Genomic DNA, 21,838 nt, shown 5'->3' with positions numbered 1-21,838 from the left:
TCAACAAATGTTGCCCTTGCTCTATTTGACTACGTCAAACAGTACGCAATACAAAACGAAAAGGCGTTTTGCTATCCGTTAGACGAAACTCGCTTAGAATGACTAATACCAATTCCACTAATGTAGTGTTTAAATTTTATGTAGGAAAAAGGAGGTAGCAGAAGACGAAAGTTAAACAGCAAAGATCGACTGCCTCTAGAAACCCCCTTCTAATTTATGATTTAAACGCTGTAATTAATTAAAAAATAGGCGATAATTCGCGCTTCATTATTTTTTAGGAACTTAAACATGTCTCAACTCGGTACACTTTATATTATTTCCGCACCCAGTGGCGCAGGGAAGTCTAGTCTTATCAATGCATTACTAGAAGAAAAGCGTTCATGGGATGTACAAGTTTCTGTGTCTCATACAACACGATCGCCTCGGGTTGGTGAAAATAATGGAGAGCATTATCATTTTGTCGATGTTAATGACTTCAAATCTTTGATTGAAGATAATGCATTTTTTGAATGGGCAGAAGTATTTGGTAACTATTACGGCACTTCACGCATTACGATAGAGCAAGCTTTACAACAGGGCACCGATATATTTTTAGATATTGATTGGCAAGGCGCACAGCAGGTTCGTAAAATGATGCCAGAAGCAGTTGGTATCTTTATTTTGCCACCCAACCGGGACGAATTAGAATCTCGCTTAACCAAGCGTGGTCAAGACAGCGAAGAGATCATCGCTAAACGCATGGCACAAGCAAAGTCTGAAATGTCGCACTACAATGAGTATGATTATCTAATTATTAATGATAATTTTGAAGTTGCCAGTCAGCAACTTTCGCAAATCGTTAGTGCACAACGTAATCAGCGCGTGAAACAATCGATTATTTACCAAGATATGATCGCTGACTTGCTAAAGTAGCGCTGGATCAAACTTTGTTATGCTTGTATAATAAGCGCCCGTTTTTATGTAATTAACTTTTGGAGTTCAACAATGGCACGTGTAACCGTTGAAGATGCAGTAAATGTAGTTGGTAACCGTTTTGATTTAATCTTAATGGCATCTCGTCGAGCTCGTCAGCTTGCAACTCAAGGTAAAACACCTTTGGTTGATCCTGAAAATGACAAACCAACCGTCATTGCTTTACGTGAAATTGAAGAGCGTTTAATCACTAATGAGTTGATGGATGTTCAAGATCGCCAAGAGAAGCATGAGAAACAAGCAGCTGAATTAGCTGCAGTTGCAGCTATTGCAGAAGGTCGCGGTTAATACCCGAAGACACTTCAATTTTTTAAGAAAACGTCGAACATGAAAGTGCTCGGCGTTTTTTTATAGCAAATTTAAGGATATATTGTGATCACCCTATTATACCCAGCACTAGCCATCATCATTGGTTTTGCGTTACTCATTTGGAGTGCCGATAAATTTGTTTTAGGCGCATCAAATACCGCTCGCAGTTTTTCAATTTCCCCACTTATTGTCGGTGTTGTTATTGTTGGTTTAGGCACCTCAGCGCCAGAGATGCTCGTTTCTGCGATCGCCGCTGCAGAAGGAAATACTGGCTTATCAATTGGCAATGCCATTGGCTCTAACATCACTAATATCGGTTTAATGCTTGGTGTTACCGCCCTCTTTTATCCGCTACATATCCATTCTAAATTACTAAAACGGGAGATGCCGGTACTCTTAGCTATCATACTGCTAAGTTATTATATTCTTTCCGATCAACATTTGAGCTTCTTAAATGGTTTGTTACTGCTACTTATGATGTTTGCCATGTTGGCCTACACCATATGGGAAGCTAAAAGCCACGGTGATGATGAACTACCACAAGAAATTTTAGATGAAATGCCAGAAGAAGTCAGTAAAGGTGAGGCGCTGAAATGGCTGATTATCGGTATTATCGTCTTGATCGCGTCTTCGAGAGTTTTAGTCTGGGGAGCTGTAGAAGTTGCAGAGTTTTTCCAAGTCAGCGATCTCATTATTGGACTTACTATTGTTGCTATTGGAACCAGTTTACCGGAGTTAGCCGCCACCATCGCAGCGGCTCGTAAAAAAGAATTTGATTTAGCGGTAGGTAATATCATCGGCTCTAATATCTTTAATATTCTCGGCGTTATGGCGCTACCTGGTTTAATTCGCCCTGATACTTTTGATATCGAAGTACTCACCCGTGATTACCCTGTGATGATAGGTCTTACAGTTGCATTAATGATTTTCTCTATTGCTTGGCGTAAAGGAAAGACAGGAATACTAGGTCGATTTGAAGGCGCCTTGTTATTAACAGCCTACCTTGGTTATATGGTTTGGCTATTCATCGATATGACAAAAACAAGCGCATAACTTTTAACGCGACATCCAAGAAAAAGGCACTTAAACTAAGTGCCTTTTTTATTTTTACAATCTATGCTTATTACCAAGCGAATTAAGTATGTTATCTAACATTTTGCGCAGGAAAAGTGGCTTAACTCAAGGCGAAAATTTACGCAAATGGTTGCTCTCTTTACAAAAATTTTAACGATGAGATAAGTTATCTTTAACCAGTAAAATAGATCAGATAGTTATGCGGATTAGTATTATTTCGTTTGGTATAGCAAAACTCTTCACAACATAGCAATGGAAAGGTCAGTTATGATCATTATACGCCACTATAAAGCAACGGATAGGCCCTCTCTGATTGCGCTTTGGCAAACCGTTTTTACTTCACCAGCACCGCACAATGAAGCCAATAATGTATTGGATAAAAAACTACGCGTCGACAGGTTATTGTTTGTAGCTGAGAAAAAAGGACAAGTGATAGGCTCTTGTATGGCGGGCTATGATGGCCATCGTGGCTGGTTATACTCAGTTGCGGTTAGCGAAGAGATGCGCCGATTGCATATCGGTTCAAAACTGGTTAAACACACAATGAGCGAATTAACCAAATTAGGGTGCCAAAAAATTAACTTACAAATTGTTGCTGGTAATGAGCAAGTGATCGGTTTTTATCAATCCTTGGGCTTTACTATAGAGGATCGCATCAGCATGGGCACTTTTACTGGAAAGCCAATTTAAGTCGCCACATTGTGTGCTTTTTCCCAAACTTGCATAGCGGCTTTTCTGCTACCTCCCCAGCGGTAATGAGAAAGTTCACCAGTACTTTTAATGACTCTATGACATGGGATAAGGTAGGCAATGTTATTACTAGCAAGTGCACTACCAACCGCTCTTGAAGCTTTAGGGTTACCCATTCCTTTAGCAAGTTGCGCATAAGAAAGTTGCTGACCCACAGCACTATGTAAAACAGCCTCCCATACTTTTATTTGAAAATTGGTACCTTTAATTAGCAGGTGTAGTTGCTGTTTTGGTACAGCGGATGAAAATATATCCAGCGCTAATTGAGCACCATTATCCTGATTAAGTCGATACTTTGCATTCGGCCATTGTTTTTGCAAATCATCCACCAGCTGCATCGATTGCCCTACAAACTGTAAGTAACAAATACCACGTGCAGTCCACGCTAATAATGCTTCCCCAAATGGCGTATCCACAAAGGCATAATCAATAACCATCCCCTTTCCTGCGAGCTTTATCTCCCCTGGAGTCATTGCTTCGCAACTGACCATCAAGTCATGTAATCGACCAGTACCGGATAAGCCAGCAGATAAACTCGCTTCTAATAAGTTGCTACTCTCTTGTAATGCCTTTAACGCTGCTTCCTTAGTCAGATATTGTAAAAATCGTTTTGGTGAAATACCCGCCCATTGTGAAAAAAGTCGCTGAAAATGTAACTCACTCACACCAACAGCATCGGCAACCTCTTTTAAACTTGGTTGTTTTGCTTGTTGAGCACGAATAAAGTAAATGGCCTGCTCAATGAGCTGATAGTGTCTTTGGTTATCTTGCTTACTCATACTTTTCCCTTGTGGCGCTAATAAGTGCTTTAGGCGTCAAGCCAGTCACAAACATCGTACCAGAGATAACTAATGTAGAGCCCAGTAAGGTGTTAAACCCGATTTGCTCATCCAAGAAAAAATACCCCCATAAAATGCCAAAAACAGGGACTAAAAAAGTAACAGATAAAGCAGAAGTAGCGCCAACCTCAACAATTAAACGAAAATACAAGATATAAGCTATACCTGTGCATACTATGCCCAATAATAACACTGCAATACTAATATCAATATCGGGGGGAGTTCTCATTGGGAAAAAGAGACATAAAGGTAATAAAAAAATCACCGCAGCCCACATGCTTCCATGGGCATTTGCATAAGCCTCTACTTTAGGGGCGCTTCTGGCATAATTGGAGGCGACGCCATAACTAAAGGATGCAAACATAGCCGCAGAAATAGGGAGGATAGCCCCCTCACCTATTTTCAAAGCTTCCCAACCAACTAGTAAGGTAACGCCCAACACCCCCAATACTAAACCAATTAACACCTGCTTAGTTAACTGATTTTTGTAATAAATAGTTGCAATTAAGGTCGCCCAAATAGGTGCGGTAGCGTTAATAACCGCTAAAGATGAAGCGTTCATGATTTGGGCTGCATAAGCAAACAATAAGAATGGTAATGCCGTATTAAACAACCCTAATATGAAAAAGTGTTTACGGTTCCCTTTCACGGGTAATTTCTTTTTTACAATCCAAGAAATAATGAGTAGCGTAACCGCTGCAAATAAAACACGCCCCTCAATGAGTGCAACAGGGCCTAGCGGAGAAGCCGCAACACGCATAAATATAAAAGAGCCCCCCCAAATGGCGGCTAATGTGAATAGCTGTAATAAACTGGCAAACCCCATTCGCAACCCTTAGTTGATATCGCATTGATAATCGTCAATATGCTGATTGTGAAACAAAGGCTCTGATTATACCAGTCCGCATAGCTATCTGATCTATCTTGTGAGTTAAAAAAATAGATAACTGCATTGCATTCAATCGCAATAGCTAGCTATTACTCAATCATGCGCCTTGCTCTCTATCCTTTTTCCTCCACAAGCCCAGATCACAATATTATACGCAATGGTATAACTCAACCCGATTGTTGCGTTGTTTTCTCTCACCCATAAAAAAACCCCGTATCGTAACGGGGCTTAATCATTCATCAACGCTAAAGTAGCGCTACCTTAAAAATTATTTGGCATCTAACGAAGCCGACGTTTTTGCATGTGTTAAGTAAAGTGGAATACACGTAAATAGTAAACCACCAACAATATTACCTAAGATAGTTGGAATTAAGTTAAAGTTTAACCATGTCGCAATACCAAAATCCGCGCCTAAAATCATTCCAAGTGGGAAAAGGAACATGTTTACAACCGTATGTTCGAAAACTAACACAAAGAAGATAAAAATTGGTAACCACATTGCAACAACTTTACCTGCGACTGAGCGTGATGTCATGCCACCAATCACCCCTAAACAAACCATTAAGTTACAGAAAATTGCTCGTACAAAACAAGTGATCCAACCATCCGCACCTAAATTTTCAAAGCCGACAGTGCGGGCAGTTGAAACGGCGATAAATTTTTGTGCAACGGCATTCGGGTCAATCGAAAAGTTCATCGTCAGAGAAACAGCAACCATATAAGCGACAATCAATGAGCCGATTAAGTTACCTAGACCGACAAGTCCCCAACAACGAAAAACACGTCCCCATGTAATGCCTGGACGATTATCAAATTTAGCGAGTGGCGCTAAACCAAAAACACCTGTCACCAAGTCATAACCCATCAAGCTTAAAATGCAAAAACCAACCGGGAACACCAATGCCCCAACAAGACCACTTCCTGTTTGAGTGATAGCGGTGATAGCCACCACAACCGCCAGTGATAAAATAACACCAGCCATTGTTCCACGTAGGATGAGGTCGCGCGTGCCAGTTTTAGTTTTAGCTTCGCCAACATCTATCATGGTTTGTACAAAATCGGCTGGTTTGTTGTAAGACATAGTTACGTCCCTATAAGTTAAATAATAAATTAGTCCCTATTTATCTAGTGCATAATGCGCGACAAATAGGGTTATAAAAATGAATAGAATGATAAATTACAGCTTCACTTCGATATGGCCATTAGCCACACGCGCTTGGTAAGCTTCAATAGAGACTTCGCTGTTTTCTAAACATGAGCCATCCACTAAATTGAAACGCTGCTTTTTCAAAGGAGAAGCCACCCAGAGTTGCTCTTGATGTTCACAAATAACCCCCCGTGATAACACGTTTGCTCGTGCAAAGGGATCCATATTATTAATCGCGTATACTTGCTCTTCATCACTTGGACGGAAAATAGCCACTTGTTTACCATCAACTAATGCACATACCCCGGTAGAAGGAAAGATATCCTTTAATTCACACACTTTAATCCACTTACTCATTACGCTTCCTCCAAATCAATTTTATAGATGGGTGCTTTTTCAGTTAAAAAGGCGGGACGTTTTTGACCGCGTTCAGGGGTAAATACGACATTATCATCCTGTGCATCGCTGTTAATGAAATGTGTAAAGCGTTGTAATTGTTGCTCATCATTAAGCGTCGTTGCCCATTCACAGTGATAATTTTCAATAGATTCAGCCATCTCTTTTTCAAGTTGTGCATTAATACCTAACTTATCTTCCATCACAACTTGTTGTAGATATTCAATACCTCCTTCAAGGTTTTGCAACCACACTGAAGTCCGTGTTAATTTATCGGCAGTGCGCACATAGAACATCATGAAACGATCCAAGTATTTAATCAGCGTTTCTTTATCTAAATCAGAAGCCAGTAATGAAGCATGTTGAGGTTTCATACCACCATTACCACACACATATAAGTTCCAGCCTGCATCGGTAGCAATAATACCGACATCTTTCCCCTGTGCTTCAGCACATTCTCGAGTACAACCAGAAACACCAAATTTCATTTTATGTGGTGTACGTAAGCCTTTGTAACGATTCTCAAGTTCAACGCCAAGGCCCACACTGTCTTGCACACCAAAACGACACCATGTACTACCAACACAGGTTTTTACCATACGCAGTGCTTTAGCATAAGCCTGACCGGTTTCAAAGCCAGCATCTAAGAGTTGCTTCCAGATATCGGGGAGATCTGATTTATGCGCACCAAATAGACCAATACGCTGCGCGCCAGTGATTTTAGTGTAAAGCGTGTATTGCTCAGCGACACTCGCTACAGCGGCTAAACCTTTCGGCGTTACTTCACCACCCGCCATACGTGGAATAACAGAATAAGTACCATCTTTTTGCATGTTACCAAGGAAGATATCGTTGGTATCTTGAAGGCCGTTATGTTCTTTAGTGAGGATATGCTCACCCCAGCAAGACGCTAAAATAGACCCGATCGTCGGCTTACAAACTTCACAACCATAGCCTTTGCCATATTTAGCTAAAAGATCTTTAAAGGTTTTGATCTCTTCTATACGAATTAAGTGGAACAGCTCTTGACGAGAATATTCGAAATGCTCACAAAGATGATTTTTAACTTCCATACCTTGCTTTTTGAGTTCAGCATTAAGCACTTGCGTGATCAGTGGAACACAGCCACCACACCCAGTACCCGCTCCGGTTTCAGACTTAATCGCCCCAATAGTCGTATGGCCAGCCGCCACCGCCTCAGCGATATCTGATTTCTTAACATCAAAACATGAACAGACTTGCGCAGTTTCTGGTAAAGCATCTACCCCTAAGCCCACTTTCTCGCCACCAGCATGAGAGGGAAGAATCAAAGAGTCAGGATGTTTGGGTAACTCAATATCGTTTAATTTATATTGTAATAGATCGCTGTAGCTCTCTGTATCACCAACTAACACGGCTCCTAGCAGATGCTTACCATCTTCAGAGACAACGATGCGTTTATAGACAGAATGGTTTTCATCTAAATAGACATAACTCTTACATTTTGGTGTACGGCCATTTGCATCACCAATACTGCCCACATCCACACCCAACAATTTCAGCTTTGCGCTCATATCTGCGCCAGTGAACTCATTGTCACGCCCTAAAATATTATCGACAGCGACTTTAGCCATGTTGTAGCCGGGCGCCACAAGACCGAAGAACTGTTCATTCCACGAAGCACATTCACCAATCGCATAAATATCCGGATCAGTCGTTAAACAGTTATTATCAATGGTAATGCCACCACGACGCCCTGTTGCTAAACCACACTGTTTTGCCAGTTTATCTTGAGGACGAATACCGGTTGAGAAAACAATGAAATCGACTTCCAGTTGCGTCCCATCAGCAAACTTCATGGTATTACGTGCGCTTTCACCACCAACCACAATCTCTTGAGTATTTTTACCTGTATGGACATTAACACCAATGCTTTCTATTTTGTTACGAAGCATTTGACCACCCTGCTGGTCTAATTGCTCAGCCATTAATACCGGTGCAAATTCAATAACATGTGTTTCAACACCAAGCGCCTTTAACGCACCCGCAGCTTCTAATCCAAGCAAACCACCACCGACAACTACACCATTTTTACTACGACGTGCAGTGTTCTCAATGGCATTCAAATCTTCAATGGTGCGGTAGACAAAACAGTCTTTACTTTCATTGCCCTTGATCGAAGGAACCCATGGGTAAGAGCCAGTTGCCATCACTAACTTATCGTAAAAAACAGCACGACCAGTTTGTGAGTGAATCACTTTTTCTTGGCGATTAATAGTTAACGCACGTTCACCGATTAACACGTTAATATTATGTTTTTCGTAGAAGCCCTCTTTGACTAAAGAAAGCTCATCTGCAGTATGATGCGAAAAGTATGAAGAGAGATGTACTCGGTCATAAGCAACACGAGGCTCTTCACAAAAAGCAGTAATTTCAAACTGATCTAAATCGGCTTTTTCTACAAAATCCTCAATAAATCGATGGCCAACCATTCCATTACCAATAATTACTAATTTTTGTTTACTCATAACACCCTCGAGATATATTAACTACTTAGCTACATTATTTAATGAGGGTTAGAGTACTGACATATTCAGGGCATAACTTGATAAGCATCAATTAGCATTACAGTTTAATAACAAAAGCAGTGAAATTGATTAAATTTTTATAACAAAACCATAACAAAACCTTGTTGTAAACAAGGTTAATTAACATATTGGCAACAACCTCAATTATAAATGATCACTATTTATGAACACATGGATAACAAAATGAAAAAAGAAAATTACCAGCTATTGATAAGCGCATGCCTTTTTGGAGAACGCGTCCGTTATGACGCTAAGCTCAATAAACTTGAGCACACATTACTTCAACAGTGGATCAATGAAGATATCGTTTTACCTGTTTGCCCAGAGGTCATTGGAGGACTACCAACACCACGAGCGCCCGCAGAAATAATGACCAATGGTACAATCCAAACTGTACAACAAGAAGATGTCAGCGAAGCCTTTCACAGAGGAGCACAAAAAACCCTCGCGATAGCATTAAAACATGGAATTAAAATAGCTATTTTGACAGAACGTAGCCCCTCTTGCGGTAGCTCAAATATCTATAATGGGGAGTTTTCAAATACACTTATTGAGGGCCAAGGCATCACTACTCAATTGCTACGCAACAATGGCATTTTAGTATTTAACCAATTCCAATTAGAGGAAGTGCAAAAACACCTCTCTTTTTCTCAAAAACTACCCTAGCAGGTAGTTATAAAATGATACTGATTCTCCTATTATCAATAGTATAAGTCTCTATTCGTTCAGTGAGATGAGATGCTGATAATAATTACAACCTGTTTACTGTTATCCCTAACCTCTTGTGCACTGTTTCTGATTGCTAGTGGGAATATAATACAAGCGCTGATCATATTCATTGGTGGTATTGCACTATTACCACTGCTATTAAGAGCTCTAAAAAGAAGGTTTTATTAAATAATTGCTTAAGTTAGCTGTGCTATAAGCGTCAAAAAACAGCTAATTGCATCAACTTATACTGAAAAATGGTGAGTAGGATTTACATGACTTTTAAAATAAAATACATCACTTATACAATGATCATCTCACTGTTCAGTATTTGGTGCTGGGTAAAATATGACAACGAAAAATTTACGCAACCCATTCAAATACATGGAAAAGTTACAGGCTTGGAAGGAAAATTGGTACTTAATATCGAAAACTTTCATCTAAACCTTGGCGAACTTGATCGTTTTACTTTCATGGCATATTCAGCAACACCAGAACAATTAATTATTCAGGTCAGCACACAACCACAAAATCAACACTGCCAACTAGCAAGCACGCATGAACGTCAGGATAAAATGCGACTCAAGATCCACTGTGCTGATATTAACGAAGAAGCAAGCACGCTATAGAGTCGAGAACATTAAACCTCTTTCAATTCAACGCCTTTTCGAAACTTTATGGCTTCAACAATCTCTGTTTTTCTGACATCACTCGCTTGGCCCCAAGCTTTTATCTCCTCTAAACTACGTAAGCAGCCCATACAGATATCATTTTCATTTAAACAACAATCTCGAACACAGGGACTTTCTATTTGATTCATGATTAACTCTTTTTAGGGAATAATTGAGTGTTGGACACGCTTCCGTTAAACTGCGCAGCAATTTTATAACAATTACAAAGAGAGTTCAGATGTTTATTATTCGCTGGGTTTTAGGCCGTATCATTTTATTATTAAATTTTATTTTTAGCCCTAAAAAGTTAAAACGAGAAGCTTCTGCTCAAGCAGCTATCGATGCACAAACAAGCTCGTTACAGCTTTACCAATACCAGGCGTGCCCTTTTTGTGTGAAAGTACGCAGAGATATACGTCGTCATGGGCTAAATATTAAAACCGTTGATGCAAAACTTGAGGAGAATAAACAACAGCTTAAATCACTGGGTGGAAAAGTACAAGTTCCCTGCCTGCGTATCGAAGAAGCAGAGCAAGTTACTTGGATGTATGAATCATCAGCAATCAGTGAGTATTTAAGCAAACGCTTCGCTTAAACAATGAGGGGTTAGAGTATTATTCGCTTTTAAACAGTAATGCCAACCCCATATCCATATCGTAAAATAGATCTCCCTTCTCTACTTTCCAACTGCCTGTGACAACACCGCAAAATACGGTGGGTCAAACGCTATCACAAGATTTCGATAAGCAGAAAAATATGAAGAAAAACTCTACGTAACCAGTTGTTCCACGTGTAAAAATATCAACGCAGAAATAATACCAAATCCACTAAATAACTGAGCAATCTTACTGGTTAAAAGAAGCTATTTATTTCATTTACTATTAGCGGCCAAAATATATTTGCAGATGTCACCGTCCCTAATTCATTGGTCAGGTAACATCGCAGTAGCTTACTAATGTTGATGAGGTTTTAAAAAGCTTTTAGGAACTAATTCAGCAATAAAGCTACGTGCACCACGACGTAATAGTGAGCTGAAATATAGTACTAAAATAATCGCTAAACTGATCATTTGCCAGAGACTGTAATCTGCAATGCTATGCTCAATCCATGAAGGTGAGAAGACTTCGATAAATTGATTCAGTAATAAGCCCGTTAGGAAAGCACCGACTGTCATCAATAGCGCCAAACTCATGGCAGCAAAGAAGCCCTGTTGCTTTTTAAGTGTCTTAAGTAGCTCAAGGCTAATAGTTGGCGCGATCAAAAAGAAGGCAATTGCAGCGCCCGGTGAGAGTCCCGCCATTAATAAAATGGCGATCACTGGCGTAATACCCGTTGCACAGAGCGCAAATGGGAAAGCAATAACAATCATCACTAATACTTGTAACCATAATGCCTGATCGAAAAATGACCATGCAGGTAGCGTAGAGAGTGTCGCTGCGACCGCCCAGCCTAATAAAACCCATGGAGCGGTATGATCAAGTTGGTGTTGATACCCTTGTTTTATCGCACTAATAAATCGCGACGAGGGTTGACCACCTTGGCAACTATGTGCAGCAATTGAAGAGATTGGTGTTTTAAAGTGACGCCCTAGTAACCAAGCAACAGCTACTGCAAAAATAATCGCTAGTGCAAGGCGCAACAATAACATCTGTTCACCTAATAAAGGCAATGAGATAAGCAATGCATCGAAACCCAAAATAGGTGTTGCAATTAGAAAGGCAGTTGCAAAGGTTTGGTTTGCCCCTAATCCTAATAGCTGTTGATGCATTTTACTCGCACTTGGTGAACACACAGGTAACGGTAAACCATAAGCGACACCTTTTAAGCTGTCTTTAAGGAAAGCTTGACTGCCTTGCATCGGCATAATAGAAAATTTAGGTTTAAAGTAATGCATTAACGCACTTAAAAAATATGCGAATAACAGCATAGGAGCACTATACAGTGCAATTTTACTGACATTAATTAACGCTTGTGCCGTTTGTGAACTAAATTGTTCTTCTGCACCATGATCATGTCCTTCATGGTTATCGGCTTCATGTTCTTCATGGCCGTGCCCATGTGATTCGTGCGCATGCTCGTCGGCTTCATGTTCATCATGGTCGTGCCCATGTGATTCATGCTTCTCGGTTTCATGTACATCATGGTCGTGCTCATGTGATTCATGCACATCAGCTTCATGTTCATCATGGTCGTGTCCATGTGATTCATGCGCATCAGCTTCATGTTCATCATGGTCGTGCCCATGTGATTCATGCTTCTCGGTTTCATGTACATCATGGTCGTGCTCATGTGATTCATGCACATCAGCTTCATGTTTATCATGGTCGTGTCCATGTGATTCATGCGCATGCTCGTCGGCTTCATGTTCATCATGATCGTGCCCATGTGATTCATGCGCATGCTCGTCGGCTTCATGTTCATCATGATCGTGCCCATGTGATTCATGTGCATCGGCTTCATGTTTATCATGGTCGTGCCCATGTGATTCATGCGCATGCTCATCATGGGCGTGAGACTCATGAACTTCATGCGCTACGCCATGATCATGGTTATGCTCAACATAACCTAGCCAATGGGGCAACAACACGGCAGCCAAAACCACAACCCCCAACACACTACCAATGCCTGCTGCGTAACGGTTTTCGCTAGACTCACTCTCTTTATCTGTTTCATGGCTATGCCCATGAGAATGCGAATGTTTACCTGATTTTAGGTAAGGACGATGTAATACAACATGCATGATAGAGCCCATTACAAACGCTTGGAACCATGCGAGTAGCTCTCCGTCTAAATGTGCAATGGAATGATCGGCAAATAGCGCTCCGGCAACCGTCGCTGCAGACATCGAAATAAGCACAACTAGCGGTAACGTTCGTCCATATTGTGGACGTAATAACCACCAAATAGTCAAACCAACAGGGAAACGGTGTAATAAAACACCCAGTGCTAATAACCAAGCGGTATGATCACCTGGCTCGACCACTAGTGCAGAGCCATCTACCGCTGCATGAACAACAAGGCCGATGACACCAAGAAAAAGTGTTGTTTGATGCGCTTGGTCTGCGGCTTTATGAAAATACTTCTCTATCCAACTTGGCGCAAGTAAACCAATAGCCATCAAAAGGAGAACAATCGGTCCACCGCTATGTAATACCTCTGGCAGTATGTGAAATAACACTAGGCCAGAAATAGTTACAAAAATAAATGCGTCCATCAGGTCAAACCACCCCGGTTGACGCTTTAATAAACGGTAGGTAATAGGCCCTAGAAAAAGGGCCAATATGCTTAACAGCAACAACATAGAATAAACATCTCAATTAGGTTAATAACAACAAGTGTTATGTTATAACATTCAGATGTATGACGCTACATAGTTGATAGCGATTCTTATTTAAATTGCTCCTGAGGTAGCTTTAATGAAAATAGCATTGCTAACACGATAAGAGAGCTTGAAACGATTAAACAAGCAGATAAGCCGTAATTTACAAATACCCAACCAGAAAGTAACGTCCCGATCAGTCTCCCCATCGCATTAGCCATGTAATAAAAACCAATATCCAAAGAAACCCCTTCACGTTGCGCATAACTAACAATCAAATAACTATGTAATGAAGAATTAATCGCAAACAGCGCCCCGAAAATAAAGAGACAAAGAACCACTAACCAATTCGCAAAAGACAAACTAAACATCACTAGAAGTGGTGTGAATATGAGTGCAAATGCCCAAAGTGTTGCAGACCTGCCATCGGGAAGTTTGCCTGACCTTTTACCTGTAAAATAGGGAGCAATAGACTGAATACCGCCATATACAATGACCCATAATGCGATTAATCCACCGACCGTCCATGAATTCCAGCCGTAGGTTTCACTCAAGTAAACCGGAAGAGCAACAACAAACCACACATCACGCGATGCAAAAAGAAACATGCGAGCAAGCGATAAACGATTGATAGCCTCGCTTTTAGAAAATAGCTCTTTAAATTTAACTTTTCGCTCAATTTTTCCAAGATCTGCTTTTAACAAAAGTAAGCTTGCGATAAAGACCAGCATTAATACGCTCGCCATTAATATCATGGCCGATTGAAAGCCAATTAAAGTAAGTAGCAAGCCACCAAGAAAGAAACCAATCCCTTTTAAAGTATTTTTAGAGCCCGTTAAGATAGCAACCCATTTATACAACTGGCCCTGTTGATCATCCTTAACAAATAGCTTGATAGCACTCTTAGCACTCATTTTATTGAGGTCCTTAGCGATACCAGAAAGCGCCTGCGCAAGCATCACCCATGCAATGGTTAAGTAACCATTAGGTAATGCTAGCATGGCTAATGCAACCACTTGCATCAACAGGCCAATATTCATTGTTCTGTTGAGACCAAGTCTTGTACCTAGCCAACCGCCAAAAAGGTTGGTTACCACACCAAAAAACTCATAAAAAAGAAATAGAAAAGCCACTTGTAATGCATCGTAACCAAGTTGGTGAAAGTACAACACCACCAACATGCGTAATGCACCATCCGTTAAGGTAAAGGCCCAATAATTACCCGTAATAACAAGGTATTGCTTTAACTCATCAGAGAGATTTTTAAACATTTTTGGATTCCATCAGATATCGTTTAACTGCGCTAGCAAAGGAAATAAATAGGCGGTCTTTTTATCGCTTAAAATAGTTTCCAACAAAGAGGTGGGTTATTTTTTCTGCGTAAAAATTTAGACCGCTTACTTAATTCGATTACTATTATTTATCAGCTAGACCAACTGTTCTCATTAACTCTGCTGTACGCGTCGCATAACCCATCTCATTGTCATACCATGCGTAAATTTTTAACATACGCTTACCCACCATCATGGTAGAGAGCGCATCCACAATCGTTGAACGACGGTCGCCTCGGTAATCAATTGAAACAAGTGGCTTGTCTTCGTAACCTAAAATACCCTGCAACTCATTTTCAGAAGCGCTTTTTAGTAATTCGTTAACCTGCTCAGCTGTCGTATCTTGTTTCAAGTTAAAGATGATATCTGTCAGTGAAGCGTTTGCCAGTGGAACTCGCACAGCATGGCCGTCAATTTTTCCCGCAAGCTCAGGGAAAATTTCTACAATCGCTTTAGCAGATCCCGTTGTAGTTGGAATTAAACTCATACCACATGCACGTGCTCGACGCAGATCTTTGTGTGGCGCATCTAAAATAGTTTGTGTATTGGTCAGATCATGAATCGTGGTAAAGGCAACTTGCTCGATGCCTAATTTTTCGTTGATCACTTTAATCACTGGTGCAAGGCAGTTAGTGGTACATGAAGCAGCGGTAACAATTTTATGTAGCTCAGGCTGAAATATTTCATCATTCACGCCAACGACAATATTAGCAATACCCTCCGCTTTAACAGGTGCAGAGACGACCACACGCTTTACACCTTGGTCGAGGTAGGTTTGCAATAACTTAGCATCGCGATTAACACCCGTCGCCTCAATAACCACGTCGCAGTCCGACCAGTCTACACTTGCAATTTCAGACTCCTGAGTGCACTTAACTTTATGTTCACCAATAATAATATTTGACGCTTCGGCTTCCACAGTATGCTGCCAACGGCCTTGAATTGAATCAAACTCCAATAAGTGTGCCAGTGTCTTTGCATCACCAGCTACATCATTAATCATAATAAATTCAACATTATCCCAATCATAAGCTGCGCGTAATGCTAAACGTCCGATACGTCCAAAACCGTTAATACCTACTTTAATTTTCATTTGATATTCCATCTTAAATTTATTGTTAACATTGGCCATTACAACTATTGAGTCGATCTGCCATTGTGGTTAATTTAGCTAGGTTGCCATTTATAAATAACTCATTATTAACATAAGTAGTGTTAATAATGTCTTGCCTCCCTAAGAGTTGGATTTAATCGGGAGTAAATCCACTACTCCTGTTTTCTCAAGCAATAGGTCCAGAGGTTTAAGTTGCGCTAAGTGGCGCGATATTTACGGCCGATGATAATCTAAAGCAGCCACTAACTCGCACACACAAAGTTCACCTTCAGTTGAATGAACATTATTATTTTTAGTCGCATTTCATCTGAAAGCACTTTAAAAAGATAACGCTCTGGCAACCCTAAATATACTTTTTTCCATATATATGAAAAAATACATATAACAGGCAATATAAAGGTAATAGAAAATTATTACAATAGAGTGGCAGGAAGAATTGAAAGGAGATCGTTACCTCTCTGCAAAGAGAAATAACGAGGTTGCTTTTAAGAGGCTAAATTTTTTAAGTAATCGCGATGGCAAGCATGAGTAAAAGCATTCGGGCGCAACAGCTTAATACGTGCCATGAGTGGTTCAATCGCCTCACCACGCTCTAATAATATTTGCGCAGAAATGAGCCCAGTTCGACCTGATCCACCTTTACAATGCATTGCAATCGTTTTGCCCTGTTCAATTAAACGATGAATTGCGGGCCCTGCGGTTTGCCAAGCATCTAAAAAAGGCGCTTCCGGCGCTTCATCATCCACAATCGGAAGGTGGAACCAAGATATCCCTTTAGACTTAATCGATTTACCAATATCTGATAAATTATTTTTATCTAACTCTGCTTGAGTCATAAAAGTGAGTATAGCTTGTGCCCCAGCTGCTTTTAGTTGCTCTAAAGAAGTGTCTAAATCAGCTTCTTTAGTACCAGGGCAAGCGGTTAAAATAATTTTCGCTTCACTATTTTTTATGGGAAGTGTAAAAAATGGATGAGTTAACATATATGGACCTATATAAAAAGCAGGCCGATTCCTGCTAATTAATGATAAAAACGTATTGTTACACTATTGTGACAGCAGTATTTTTAGTTGTCGCCAATATTAACCCCTGGCGATAGTAACTAGTTGCTTCTTGGTGACGATCTTGTTTTTCTAAAAGCTCAGCTATCAAAGCAAAGTCTTCTGCATTAGGCACAGTCTCTAAACTCTGCTCAAGGTGCTTAATGGCAGCGATAGGGTTGTCTTCTTTCAGTTTTAACTTTGCTAATGCTTGATGTATTAAACTGGTCTCTTTCTCTTTGTTGAGCTTCTTTTCAAGTAAGAGAATTAATGGATAATGATCAGTTACCACAACTTTATCCAAATACGCTAATAACGGTAATGAAAACTGTTTATTTAATTTTTCGAGCAGTACAGCCTGTGCAAACTTACCATGATCCGTGCTAATAAAAGCGTCCAATACCGCCTTTTGATAGGATAGCTCTTTACGCATCCAGCGAGGTGCTTTGTTATCCCAATAAAGTTTGAGCATATCAGGGCTATCAGCAGCAAGTTGTGTAAAAAAGTGCTGATAAGCATTTAATTCTAACGTAGCAAATTCAAGATCATTATATGCAAGCGATTTGCGTTGCTCATTTAAGGTCTGTATATATAGCTTCCACTCATCTAAAGCAGGGTAGATGTCGAGGAATAACAGAGCAATACGTTTATTTTTAGGAAACTTTATCGCCAATTCTTGCAGGGTGGCTAATGCATTTTCATATTGCTTAGCGTCTAACTGCAACTCAACCCACACTAGACCAGCAGCCAATTCTGCGGCTTTATTCACTTCACCAGCAAGTTGAAGATGATCATCACGTAGGTCATATAATCCTTGTAAATGAGCCGCTCTAGCGGCACCAATATGGGTAAGAGAAGGCGCTTCACTGCGTTGTGCTGAATTAGACAGTAATTTATATGCTTGTTTATTATTGCCTTCAAACAGTGCAAACATACCTAACAAGCTATTTTTCTGTGCTTTTTTAGTTTTCCTTTGTCCAAACCACCCACGAGTTAAAGAGTTCATTGACAATAATCGACGCAATAGCCACTCAGCAATCAACAATAAAAAATAGAAAATAAGCGCGATAAAACATGCATTAATAATCGTAGTTTCATAGGTTGTGTAACTATCAAAGGAGAGCAGAATGTAACCTTTGTTTTCACTAATTTCAGGGCCTAAAATCAATCCAGCAATCAACGCTGAAACAATAAGAATCATTCTAATCATACTGTTTCTCCTATTTCAGATTTGAGCTAGCAAGTGTTTTTTTAATACGCTGATCTAATACACGCTCTAACAAAGGGGCGCTTTTTAATTGATCAGGATAATTAATAAATACCTGACGCTTACTTAAACGTTGTACCGATTTATAAAAGTGCTCCGTCGCATTATCATTTAGATCATAATAATCTTTTAATAGCACTAAGGTGTTTTCTAGAGCTAGGTCATAAACCTCTTGTTGCTCTCGATAAATTGCAAACTGTGCCTTAGCTAAATTATTACGCAGGTGCTCACGCAGATACCAACTTTGCTCTGGGGATAATAACGCTTCAACTTTGCGCTCTCTCTTATTAACTGTAATAAAGCTATCAATGAAAACATTCCAAGATTTATATAAATTAGTTTCCCAATCATTTATATCGCTGGAAACTTCATTATCAGTATTTTCGGCAGCTTCTGGCATCAATAAACTTGAAGAGCGTAATTTATCTACCTGACGCTCTAAACTGGTTAGCGCTAAAATAACACCGTCAGTGTCCAGCTTAGGCAATGACTCCAATTGATTAATATCAGCTAGAATAGCCCCACGTAATGGACTTAGGCTTGCATCGTTAAGTGAGACAATACGTTGGTCTGCAGCCACTAAAAGGGATATTGCAGTGTTAATATCTTTTTCTAACCAGATTTTTCGGGCTGATAAGTCAATGAGATATTCAACTTCCGCTAAAACCCAATCATTAGGCTGGCGAACATTGCTAGCTGCGAAGCTACGCTGTAATGCTTGGATATCAGTTTTGACGATTTTATTATCATTATTAGCTTGCTGAAGTTGTAGATTAACCTGCTCTATTTTTGCTTCAAGCTTACCTTTAGTCTCTATGACTTGGCGATGTTGAGAGGTTTGCTGTGAAGATTGTACAGATAGCTTCTTAGATAATTCACTAATTTGTAGCTGCTGTGCATTAACTAATGCACTATGCTGCTGATGAAAATAAAAGGCTCCGATAGCTAACATTACAATTAATAAAAGTGCTAATAATGCACTATATAATGGTAACTTTGGCTGCTTTATCGTATTCGTTTCAGGTAAATTTTCATTAGGCTGTTGTTCTAATTTATTTTCAATTTCACTCATAACTGCCCTCATTTAAAATAATCAATAATATCTTGGCTCGCGATGCTCGGTAACAATACGCGCTTAACAAAACCGTTGGCATACGCAAAATTTAGAATTCTTTCACTGGCGGCATAAATTGTGATGGTCTTCAGCCAGTTTAGCTGTGAATCAGGAGTTAATATTATCAGCTGTTCTAATAACTCAACACTGCTGATAATAGCACCATTAATAGCATGTTGCTGCCATTTATCAATAGTCATTGATCTCGGTAACGAAATAGCAACACGCTGATATGATTCAAAATAATCAACACTCGCGCCACGGGCAAGTAAGGTCTCTTTGAGTAACTCCCTCCCTCCCACACCACGTAGGATAAGCACACTACGATTGTCTAACTGTTGTAGCTTAGGCAATGCCAACACACCTTCACTATTGAACGAAGAGATAGGCACTTCAACAAATTGTTTTGTTTTTTCTGCTAATAAGTGTTGTGTTGCATCACCTACAGCAATGTAGTTACATTGGGGCCATGTTTTATTGTGTAGAGACAGATCTGTATATTCAACCGCATTTGCACTAACAGCAATAATAAAGTCATAATGATGAACAAAAGGGTAATCTAAGTGAGGGATGGGCTCTATCGTTAATAAAGGCTGAGCAAGACTATAAATGCCTTGCTCACTAAGTCGTTCGGCTAAGTATTGCCCATGTGGTGCAAAACGCGTGATTAATAGCCTAGGTTTAACCATTAATATTATAAACTTCAGATAATATTTCTTTCGCACCGCAGTCTAAGAGTTGCTTTGCAAGTGTCAGCCCCATTTGCTCAGCTTGCTCTGGTTGACCTATTATCTCTTTACGAATGATCTTTTTACCATCAACACTGCCTACTAGACCGCGAAGAAAGAGCTGATCACCTTTAAAAATAGAATAGCTGCCAATAGGCACCTGACATCCCCCCTGCAGTGCGAGATTCATTGCACGCTCAGCTGTCACACGTTGGCGTGTTTGCTGATGTTCTAAAGGCTGTAATAAAGCAATAGTCTCTTCGTCGTCCAATCGACACTCAATACCTACAGCTCCTTGGCCAACCGCTGGTAGACTCATCTCAGGTTCTATATAACTAGCAATACGCGAATACATTTCAAGACGTATTAAACCAGCCGCTGCCAAGATAATGGCATCATATTCACCATCGTCCAGTTTACGTAAGCGAGTATTAACGTTTCCACGTAAATCTTTAATAATCAGATCAGGCCTTAGTTCACGAAGCTGACATTGACGACGTAAACTAGATGTACCAACAATAGCGCCATTAGGTAACTCTGATATATTCATATATTGATTAGATACAAAAGCATCACGAGGGTCTTCACGCTCACAGATAACAGTGAGCCCCAAACCTTCAGGAAAATCGACAGGAACATCTTTCATTGAATGAACTGCAATGTCAGCACGCCCCTCCAACATTGCCACTTCAAGCTCTTTTACAAATAAACCTTTACCACCGACTTTAGCCAGTGGTGTATCTAAAATAATATCCCCTTTGGTTTTCATAGGAAGTAATTCAACATTTAGATCAGGATGAAATTTTAATAGTTCAGATTTAACAAAGTTGGCTTGCCACATAGCAAGAGGGCTGTGTCTTGTTGCAATACGAATCGTTTTTTGAGTCATGAGATCTCTTAATAAAGAAGAATAAAATCAGAATATTAAAAGAGAGTATAAGAGAATTACTAAGGCTTTAAAAGGGGGATGGTGCTGATAGGCGGATTTGAACCGCCGACCTCACCCTTACCAAGGGTGCGCTCTACCAACTGAGCCATATCAGCAAAAGGGGATCTGACAATGACCTACTCTCACATGGGGAGACCCCACACTACCATCGGCGCAACTGCGTTTCACTACTGAGTTCGGAATGGAATCAGGTGGGACCACAGCGCTATTGTTGTCAGAAAAAATCTAAAAATAATTATTATTATAAATTTTCATAGTGGTTATTTGCAACCACTAGAATTAAATAAACCCCACCGGAATTAACCAGTGGGGTTATTTTAAATTAGGCGTTTGGCGATGACCTACTCTCACATGGGGAGACCCCACACTACCATCGGCGCAACTGCGTTTCACTACTGAGTTCGGAATGGAATCAGGTGGGACCACAGCGCTATTGTCGCCAAACAAAAAAGTTAATTAGAAAAGCTGTTTGTTTCCACTATTTAACTTCGTTAAACAGTACGAAACTGCAAATTACTTCGTAATCTGCTTGTTCTTCTTAATCTTTGCAATGTTTTCGTAAAATATGCTTCGCAAGCATTTCTTTTATAGTCTTTCGACTCGTCTTGGTATACAAAACTCTTAGAGTTTGTATGGTTAAGCCTCACGGGTAAT

21 protein-coding genes, 1 tRNA gene and 2 rRNA genes are annotated in these 21,838 nt (G+C 40.1%); 7 read left to right on the top strand and 17 right to left on the bottom strand.

From position 1 onward, the window contains the following. Positions 1–288 precede the first annotated feature (288 nt). The 4 genes from gmk (at position 289) to CW745_RS08700 (ending at position 3,045) form a co-directional block, all read left to right on the top strand. The gene (gene gmk / locus CW745_RS08715) at positions 289–912 is read left to right on the top strand and encodes a guanylate kinase (protein ID WP_101108267.1); all 624 of its coding nucleotides are present in this window, start codon (positions 289–291) and stop codon (positions 910–912) included. A gap of 72 nt (positions 913–984) precedes the next feature. Continuing rightward, a complete protein-coding gene (gene rpoZ / locus CW745_RS08710) occupies positions 985–1,260 on the top strand; it encodes a DNA-directed RNA polymerase subunit omega (protein WP_101108266.1) in 276 nt (91 codons plus the stop codon). Between the two features lie 84 nt (positions 1,261–1,344). Then, positions 1,345–2,334 (top strand): calcium/sodium antiporter, encoded by a 990-nt coding sequence (locus CW745_RS08705; protein ID WP_101108265.1) that lies wholly within the window; start codon positions 1,345–1,347, stop codon positions 2,332–2,334. Positions 2,335–2,622: 288 nt separating this feature from the next. Further along, complete coding sequence (locus CW745_RS08700; protein WP_193755569.1) at positions 2,623–3,045, top strand: GNAT family acetyltransferase; 423 nt, start codon at positions 2,623–2,625, stop codon at positions 3,043–3,045. Here the strand turns inward: CW745_RS08700 and CW745_RS08695 are convergent. The 5 genes from CW745_RS08695 to nirB form a co-directional block, all read right to left on the bottom strand. Then, positions 3,042–3,884, bottom strand: coding sequence for a methylated-DNA--[protein]-cysteine S-methyltransferase (locus tag CW745_RS08695; protein WP_101108264.1), 843 nt, complete (start codon positions 3,882–3,884; stop codon positions 3,042–3,044). The two genes, CW745_RS08700 and CW745_RS08695, sit on opposite strands and share 4 nt — an antisense overlap. Beyond that, on the bottom strand, positions 3,877–4,770 hold the full coding sequence (locus CW745_RS08690; protein ID WP_101108263.1) for a DMT family transporter: 894 nt from the start codon (positions 4,768–4,770) through the stop codon (positions 3,877–3,879). The genes CW745_RS08695 and CW745_RS08690 overlap by 8 nt, the downstream gene beginning before the upstream one ends. A gap of 331 nt (positions 4,771–5,101) precedes the next feature. Further along, the gene (locus tag CW745_RS08685) at positions 5,102–5,914 is read right to left on the bottom strand and encodes a formate/nitrite transporter family protein (RefSeq protein WP_101108262.1); all 813 of its coding nucleotides are present in this window, start codon (positions 5,912–5,914) and stop codon (positions 5,102–5,104) included. Positions 5,915–6,010: 96 nt separating this feature from the next. Next, a complete protein-coding gene (gene nirD / locus CW745_RS08680) occupies positions 6,011–6,337 on the bottom strand; it encodes a nitrite reductase small subunit NirD (protein WP_101108261.1) in 327 nt (108 codons plus the stop codon). After that, the gene (gene nirB, locus CW745_RS08675) at positions 6,337–8,883 is read right to left on the bottom strand and encodes a nitrite reductase large subunit NirB (protein WP_101108260.1); all 2,547 of its coding nucleotides are present in this window, start codon (positions 8,881–8,883) and stop codon (positions 6,337–6,339) included. The genes nirD and nirB overlap by 1 nt, the downstream gene beginning before the upstream one ends. A gap of 243 nt (positions 8,884–9,126) precedes the next feature. Here nirB and CW745_RS08670 point away from each other — a divergent pair, with 243 nt between their 5' ends. Together CW745_RS08670 and CW745_RS08665 are read left to right on the top strand one after the other, a co-directional pair. Next, positions 9,127–9,609, top strand: a complete 483-nt coding sequence (locus CW745_RS08670; protein WP_101108259.1) for a DUF523 domain-containing protein — start codon at positions 9,127–9,129, stop codon at positions 9,607–9,609. Positions 9,610–9,926: 317 nt separating this feature from the next. Continuing rightward, positions 9,927–10,280, top strand: a complete 354-nt coding sequence (locus tag CW745_RS08665) for a hypothetical protein (protein ID WP_101108258.1) — start codon at positions 9,927–9,929, stop codon at positions 10,278–10,280. Between the two features lie 11 nt (positions 10,281–10,291). On the opposite strand, the gene CW745_RS08660 is transcribed toward CW745_RS08665, so the two are convergent. Continuing rightward, positions 10,292–10,471: a DUF1289 domain-containing protein gene (locus tag CW745_RS08660; RefSeq protein ID WP_101108257.1), complete on the bottom strand. Its 180-nt coding sequence runs from the start codon at positions 10,469–10,471 to the stop codon at positions 10,292–10,294. Between the two features lie 89 nt (positions 10,472–10,560). Between CW745_RS08660 and CW745_RS08655 the strand changes: the two genes are divergently transcribed. Continuing rightward, entirely contained in the window at positions 10,561–10,917 is a 357-nt protein-coding gene (locus CW745_RS08655) for a glutathione S-transferase N-terminal domain-containing protein (protein WP_101108256.1), read from the top strand. 357 nt (positions 10,918–11,274) lie between these two features. Here CW745_RS08655 and CW745_RS08650 read toward each other — a convergent pair whose 3' ends face one another. The 11 genes from CW745_RS08650 to rrf (CW745_RS08600) all read right to left on the bottom strand — a co-directional run bounded on the left by CW745_RS08650 (position 11,275) and on the right by rrf (CW745_RS08600) (position 21,628). After that, positions 11,275–13,623 (bottom strand): permease, encoded by a 2,349-nt coding sequence (locus CW745_RS08650; RefSeq protein ID WP_153069754.1) that lies wholly within the window; start codon positions 13,621–13,623, stop codon positions 11,275–11,277. Positions 13,624–13,709: 86 nt separating this feature from the next. Next, positions 13,710–14,912 (bottom strand): organoarsenical effux MFS transporter ArsJ, encoded by a 1,203-nt coding sequence (gene arsJ / locus CW745_RS08645; RefSeq protein WP_101108255.1) that lies wholly within the window; start codon positions 14,910–14,912, stop codon positions 13,710–13,712. A gap of 145 nt (positions 14,913–15,057) precedes the next feature. Continuing rightward, entirely contained in the window at positions 15,058–16,065 is a 1,008-nt protein-coding gene (locus CW745_RS08640; protein WP_101108254.1) for an ArsJ-associated glyceraldehyde-3-phosphate dehydrogenase, read from the bottom strand. 506 nt (positions 16,066–16,571) lie between these two features. Next, complete coding sequence (locus CW745_RS08635; RefSeq protein WP_101108253.1) at positions 16,572–17,069, bottom strand: cyclin-dependent kinase inhibitor 3 family protein; 498 nt, start codon at positions 17,067–17,069, stop codon at positions 16,572–16,574. A gap of 58 nt (positions 17,070–17,127) precedes the next feature. Beyond that, on the bottom strand, positions 17,128–18,336 hold the full coding sequence (locus CW745_RS08630; protein WP_101108252.1) for a heme biosynthesis HemY N-terminal domain-containing protein: 1,209 nt from the start codon (positions 18,334–18,336) through the stop codon (positions 17,128–17,130). 10 nt (positions 18,337–18,346) lie between these two features. Continuing rightward, the gene (locus tag CW745_RS08625) at positions 18,347–19,465 is read right to left on the bottom strand and encodes a uroporphyrinogen-III C-methyltransferase (RefSeq protein WP_238596762.1); all 1,119 of its coding nucleotides are present in this window, start codon (positions 19,463–19,465) and stop codon (positions 18,347–18,349) included. 8 nt (positions 19,466–19,473) lie between these two features. Further along, positions 19,474–20,196, bottom strand: coding sequence for a uroporphyrinogen-III synthase (locus tag CW745_RS08620; RefSeq protein ID WP_101108250.1), 723 nt, complete (start codon positions 20,194–20,196; stop codon positions 19,474–19,476). After that, complete coding sequence (hemC, locus tag CW745_RS08615; protein WP_101108249.1) at positions 20,189–21,124, bottom strand: hydroxymethylbilane synthase; 936 nt, start codon at positions 21,122–21,124, stop codon at positions 20,189–20,191. Before hemC ends, CW745_RS08620 begins: the two co-directional genes overlap by 8 nt. Before the next feature lie 79 nt (positions 21,125–21,203). Continuing rightward, a tRNA-Thr gene (locus CW745_RS08610) sits at positions 21,204–21,279 on the bottom strand. Positions 21,280–21,287: 8 nt separating this feature from the next. Continuing rightward, positions 21,288–21,403 (bottom strand): 5S ribosomal RNA (rrf, locus tag CW745_RS08605). Positions 21,404–21,512: 109 nt separating this feature from the next. Then, positions 21,513–21,628, bottom strand: a 5S ribosomal RNA gene (gene rrf / locus CW745_RS08600). Positions 21,629–21,838 lie beyond the last annotated feature (210 nt).

It is taken from the genome of Psychromonas sp. psych-6C06, assembly GCF_002835465.1.
Lineage (GTDB): Bacteria > Pseudomonadota > Gammaproteobacteria > Enterobacterales > Psychromonadaceae > Psychromonas.
This window is presented reverse-complemented; position numbering and strand designations above follow the sequence as displayed.